The sequence below is a fragment of the Chromohalobacter sp. 48-RD10 genome (assembly GCF_029889785.1).
Classification (GTDB): domain Bacteria; phylum Pseudomonadota; class Gammaproteobacteria; order Pseudomonadales; family Halomonadaceae; genus Chromohalobacter.
Window position 1 is genome coordinate 1 of the sequence record NZ_JARANX010000048.1, and the last position, 5,834, is coordinate 5,834.

Sequence of the window (5,834 nt, forward strand, 5' to 3'; positions counted from 1 at the left end):
CTCGGGGGTTCCGGGGCGATCATGCGATAGACATCCAACGGCGCCGCCCAGCGGTCCACGCCATTGTAGAGCACCACCGGAAACACCGGCGGCAGGCCTTGGTAAGGAGTGATGACCTTCTGCTTGAGTAGCTCGCTGTAGAAGCAAGCGACATAGTGCATCAACCGGATCGGCATGGTGCGATCCACCGACGACTGAAACAGATGTGCGCCATCCATGGCGCCCACCCTTCGGGCGCACTGAAGTGCGCCCAAATTCATTCCCGATGAATTTGTCCAGCAGGATGTACAAATACACCTCTTGCGTCACGCCGTCCCAAGTCACTTCCACCGACCACACCACATCCTCGATCTTCTCTTCGAACATCGGCGTGATGTAATGGCCGTTGTGCTGCTTGAGCGTCGTGAAGTCCATCAGCGCAGCAATTTCACCCGGCGCAAAACCCTCGATCAGCTGCTGCACGAATTCCGGGTGGCTGAACAGCTCCTTGTAGCCGGTATCGTGATGATGTGGATGAGTGGTATCAGCCATGCGTTCTCCTATCTCAATACCCCGACTTTACCACAGCGCTACCGATCAGCCCGCGAGCGTCTCATAGCGTCGTGCAATCGTATCGGGCGAGAAGCATGTGTAATGCTCGGGCTTTATCAACGGCGGTGCATCCAACATCTCGCGCATTTTACGGGCTAACGCCTGCTCATCGTCTGTTTGCACCAGACAAGTCGCCAGCTCTCCCGTCAGGATATCCCGCGGCCCCGAGGGACAATCGGTACTCACCACCGGCGTGCCGCAGATCAGCGACTCCGCGATGACGCGGCCGAAGCCCTCGTAATCAGATGCCAGCACCAAAAGATCGGCATGATGAATATACGGGTAGGGATTGGCCTTCTGGCCAAGGAACACCACGCGCGACTCGAGCCCTAGTTCACGGACCAGCGCCTGGACGTTTTCAAGCTCCCCATCGCCGACGAAGACCAGCTTCTGTGTGATGCCACTCTCTTTGTAGGCACGCAACAGGCGATCATAGCGTTTTTGCCACAGCCCCAGGCGCCCCACGCTAACGATATAGTCGCTCACCTCGACGTTCTGGTGCATGCGGCGCTCGATGGCACTCGCGTCAATGACATTGTGAATGACCTCGCCACGTCCCGGCGCCGCCTTAGCGGCGGATAACGAGGCCAATATGCCGTGGGAAATGGCGATGACCCGGCGCCCGCCGTAGAGCTTTCTAATCCTGCGTAACGCTTTTGGTCGAGAGCGTCGTTTACTCAGCAATGCTTCCGTAGGATCGGTGCGAATGCACAGCCACGCTTGCGCCGCCAGCGAAGAATATGTAACGACCCGGTGCGCGTAGTACAGGTTCGCGATGACGATATCGTACGTTTTCGCATCCTCGCGAAGCCACGCATCGATTTTCGCGGCATGCAAACGAAAGCGCCGCAGCTTTTGCCAGACGTTCTTGTATCGGAAGGGAAGCGTCTTGACCGTCACTCCCTCGGGTATGTCGTGCCACACCTTATCGCTGAGCACGGCAATGGTGACATCATGGCCACGTTGGGCCAGTATCTCCGCCAAGTTTAAAATCGAGATTGGGGCGCCGCCCCCACCCAAATGGTCGGAAATAAATAAAAAAGATTTTCCATCAGCCACTGTAAATTCCTTTTTCAGTGCCTGTGTGAGCGCCATCCTAGCGCCAATTCAACCCACAGGCATCATCCGTATATGACTATCATCTTCTATCAAGTTTTCCTTAGGGACCTCCTTCAACTTGTCCAGGTCGGGTTGCCAGTTGGTCGTGATGCCGAGAAAGTGCAAGAAGTACGCATCGGCATCGACCAGAGCATCCGGCTTGTTGCGCTTCAAACGGCTCGCCAGGAGATAATTCTTTTTCACCCAGGTGTTATGCGGTGAAATCAAGAAATTGGCATCCGCGTCACAGACAAACTTGCGCGCCGTTTTTTTCCTCTCCGGGTAGCGATACCTGAAATCGCAGAACGAGTAATCATGTTTGCCGGGATTCACGTAAGGCACGTTATGGCTTTCGAAGTAGACGACCTTATGACGAGCAACTGCCGACATGATGCGGTCTTCGTCGGCAATCAGCAGCTCATCTATGTCGAAATTGAACAGCACCCCGCCCTTGGCAAAACGCTTCAGACAATGATTCAAGGCAACCGGCTGGGCAAACGAACTGAAGCGCTTGGCCGTTGGGCCAAAGGGAAAGTTCCAGCTGACGATATTCGCCTTCTCGCCTACCCTCTCTTCAAGCGCTTCCAGGTTGTCGCTTCCGTTGTCGTAAATGAAGACATCGTCAATGCCGTAATTCGCCTTATAAAAATCGATCCACTCATCGATCCATTCAACGGCATTGTTCTTGGAGATCGCGGTCAGCACCTTACGCCCCCGCGTCGCCGGGTTCTGAGACGCATCATGCGACTGATCTCGCGACGGATCTCGCAACAACGTCATCTCGTGCGTCGCATCCGAAAACTCCAGCACCACCTCATAACGTTCGGCATGCGGCATCCGCGCCTTCAACAAGGACACCTTGTGCTCCGGGTAGTCAACGAAAGAAAACTTCCGCTGGCGCCCGTTCACCCAGACCTTCATGTCCTCGACGTAAGGCTTTACGTTGAGCGCGGGAGGACCGATTCCCACCAGCTCATCCGCATCAGGATCGATGAATACATCATAAAATACGAACTTATCATCGAAGTTTTGTAACTGCTCTTCGCTGATACTTCCATCTTTCGGATGAGGCTGTCGCCGTATAGCGACATTATTGGGTATTGAAACGGGATTAACCTTATATTTCATGCCTATCTCGGGGAGATATGAATGTAAGAAAAACCCAATAACCTAATACAAAGGGCTTTCTGTTTATATATCACTTCAAATCTAAGATAGCACGAAAGGCTAATTTTTAAGGAGGGATTTACAAGAAATTACTATGTAGGTGCCATTTCCCGTGAGATTGACCACCCGCTTGGCAAACAGCGCAGCCGTCTGGTCTGCGACTCGAGACGATGCAACCAGTGTTGGTGGCGCAGCGCCTTATGCGAAATATGATAATTTTATCGCCAGCAGTGCCGCTCTAGGTCTTTGTCAGGTGCCAGACCAGCACATACATGACCCGGCCGTGGAAGCGCTTTCCCATACCGCTGGCTTGAGGTCGTTCTGGTCAGGCTGCAAGTGGTCATGAGTCTACATGCTTGTTACCAAGAGGATTTATCAGTAAAATTGTGGGCTGATTACCAGCCCCCACCGGAAGTAAGAAAACACCGAAATGGAAACAAGAGAAAGTAAAGAGCGCCTAGTATCGGTAATAATCCCTAGCTTTAACCGGTGGCCTCACATATGCGATGCAATCGACAGCGTAATAGATCAAACGCACAAAAACTTGGAATGTATAATCGTCGACGATGCTTCGACTGATAGCACACCTGAAAGATTATTGGAAAAATACCGTACCAATCCTAAAATAAGAGTTGAAAAACTTTCTCAAAACATCGGTCAATCTGCCGCCAGGAACCATGGCGCCAGAAGTGCAAAAGGGGAGCTTATCTGCTTTCTTGACTCCGATGACATATTGCTTAAAGACTCTGTCAAAGATAGAGTTTCCGTGTACGACGAACCACATGATTTCAACGGCATATCTTTTGGAATAAACCAAATAAACAACAAAAAAAGCGACAGGCTCTCAAAAAAAGAAAGATTAGAAAATCTGACCTTGGATGAATACTTGGAAGATCGGGGCTGGTTACATACAAATGCTGTAATGATGCCTACCGTCGAATTCATAAACCTGGAAGGGTTTAATGAAAAACTTCGCCAGCGTGAAGATATAGAATTCTTTATTCGCTCACTCTGCCATATTCCAGCCAAGTTTGGCGGAACCACAGTCTCAAGCATGCGAGCTGTGGATGAGAACCGTGCTCGTCACGATTACGATAAAATAATAAGCCAAGGCTATGGTTTTTTTCATGCCTTATCGAGCAACACCTCCTTGCATGAAAAAGCTTCCCCCGCAATACTCAACCTGACACTTAGAAGAAGCCTGGATTCATACCTAAGCGCTCTCTACAAAAAGGGTGAATATTCGAAATACCGGAAAGAGATCCTTAAGTTAATGAGAAACAACGCCATCTCTCCCAACAAAAAACAATTCAAACGTTTTTTAATAAGTTTTTTCCGGTATTGAATGCTTACCGTCATCACTGTGCAGCACACAAGCGATATATTATCTTTCCACAGCAGAACAAACCTTATAAAAACAAGCCTATAAACATGGCAAAACGCAATGCACTAAACATTCAAAGCCGCCTACCATGCATGCAGGCGGCCATGTATTATTTCATCTGTGACCTTACTTCCTCTTCCGAATAACCGTAATAATCAGCCAGCCTAAACACCTCTTCTCCCGGCTCCACCCAGGAAATAGTACGCTTCCTATAGCCTTTCTTTAAGTTTGCAGGTTTCACAGGCTCAACATACCCCTGAATACCAAAAAAAGTTGTAACCTCATCAAGACGGGAATCGATATCTTCCAACCGAACAACAAGGCTTTCATTCGGCATTTTTGAAAGCTGGCCTTCAATCATCTCATTCCATTGATACCAATACTGCCATAACCTACCCACTTCCAACTTCTCTTTAAAACATGTTGTATATTTTTCTAGTAGTTTCCTATGATTTTTCACATAAGCATAACGCCGAAAATGCTTTTTAAACTTAGCAAGCCTATAATTTTCTTTCGCCATAAATTCCAAAGGTGTCTTACCCTTGGAAAACTGTATCCACATCGTATCTGCACAAAGCCCAATCCGATGGAATGAAGATACGACCTTTGCAGGATTTCTTACGACGTGCAGCACTTTCACATTTTGAGGAAGATCAATCAAAAAAGGGGCACAAAACCAAGACGAATCTGCACGATACTGGCTCTCACTTTTTGCTGGCCCTGTAACTTCAAAAACAGATTCGTGACCACATTTTATGCCTGCTTTCTGCAACAGCTCAGACACATAGGTAGTGCCTGACCTTCCGCATCCTGTGATAACAAACTCAATATTTTTAGTGTTCTGCATCTCAGCCCTCATCATTCTCTTTAAATCAACACCAGCAGACCAGTCAAAACGGGCAGCGACTCTGGTGCTCAGTATCGTAAAATCTCTATTATATCAGGTGCCTGTAGCCTCACCGAACTTCCGCTGCCACCATTCCCTGTAACGCCAGCCAGCATGTACAAAGGCGCACATACTGTACGCCTTTTAAATACGTTCATTTTTTGTGTTGTGAAGCACAGGATCAAGTGGCCCACCCCCCATTTCGGGCATGCAGGTAGGTAACTCTCCACATGTGCGTTGCCAAGCAACATGCCCTACTGTACCTTTCGTCACCCGCTCCCACCACTGGCGATGCACGGCCTTAACCATTACCGGCACGCTCGGCAGGCCTAGATGCTGGGCCATGGCCAGGCGATGCAAGCCACGGTTGATCTTGAGAAGTCGCCCTTCACGTGTGACAGCGACACCCAGCATATCCTTGCCACGCGTGGAGTCGAAGCCGCGCGCGGCCATGTCGTCCATGAAACTAAGGTAAACGCGCAAGAAGGTGAGAATGCGGGCCTCGCTATCCAGCAGGATACCTTGCTGATGCGACGACCAGGGCTTTCCGGCTTTCAAGCGCGCCATGTACTTGGCGAAGGCTTCCGACTGTGCGAGGTCGGTAGTTTTCAACCCAGTTGTCCAAAAAGTTTGTTCTAAGCCGCGCATTGGTTACGCTTGATTTCCTGGCACTTTCCTGGGTTGAGCGGCACAGCTCCGGTTGGCTCC

The 5,834-nt window shown here is 49.9% G+C and carries 6 protein-coding genes and 1 pseudogene; 1 reads left to right on the top strand and 6 read right to left on the bottom strand.

The annotated features are described in order from the left end of the window. The 4 genes and pseudogenes from OP496_RS18395 to OP496_RS16440 form a co-directional block, all read right to left on the bottom strand. Positions 1-260, bottom strand: a 260-nt coding sequence (locus OP496_RS18395) for an Rpn family recombination-promoting nuclease/putative transposase (RefSeq protein WP_348522020.1), incomplete at its 3' end; no start/stop codon positions are given. Between the two features lie 76 nt (positions 261-336). After that, positions 337-531 (bottom strand): annotated as a pseudogene (locus OP496_RS16430) (Rpn family recombination-promoting nuclease/putative transposase); the annotation flags it as partial. Positions 532-576: 45 nt separating this feature from the next. Continuing rightward, positions 577-1,686, bottom strand: a complete 1,110-nt coding sequence (locus OP496_RS16435) for a glycosyltransferase (protein WP_280564866.1) — start codon at positions 1,684-1,686, stop codon at positions 577-579. Between the two features lie 12 nt (positions 1,687-1,698). After that, positions 1,699-2,817 carry a glycosyltransferase family 2 protein gene (locus OP496_RS16440; RefSeq protein ID WP_280564867.1) on the bottom strand — a complete coding sequence of 373 codons (1,119 nt, stop codon included), beginning with the start codon at positions 2,815-2,817 and terminating at the stop codon, positions 1,699-1,701. A 469-nt stretch (positions 2,818-3,286) separates the two neighbouring features. On the opposite strand from OP496_RS16440, the gene OP496_RS16445 reads away from it, so the two are divergent. Then, a complete protein-coding gene (locus OP496_RS16445; protein WP_280564868.1) occupies positions 3,287-4,201 on the top strand; it encodes a glycosyltransferase family 2 protein in 915 nt (304 codons plus the stop codon). A 148-nt stretch (positions 4,202-4,349) separates the two neighbouring features. Here OP496_RS16445 and OP496_RS16450 read toward each other — a convergent pair whose 3' ends face one another. Together OP496_RS16450 and OP496_RS16455 are read right to left on the bottom strand one after the other, a co-directional pair. After that, positions 4,350-5,087, bottom strand: coding sequence for a hypothetical protein (locus tag OP496_RS16450; RefSeq protein WP_280564869.1), 738 nt, complete (start codon positions 5,085-5,087; stop codon positions 4,350-4,352). Positions 5,088-5,270: 183 nt separating this feature from the next. Further along, complete coding sequence (locus tag OP496_RS16455; protein WP_280564870.1) at positions 5,271-5,738, bottom strand: hypothetical protein; 468 nt, start codon at positions 5,736-5,738, stop codon at positions 5,271-5,273. Positions 5,739-5,834: the final 96 nt, after the last annotated feature.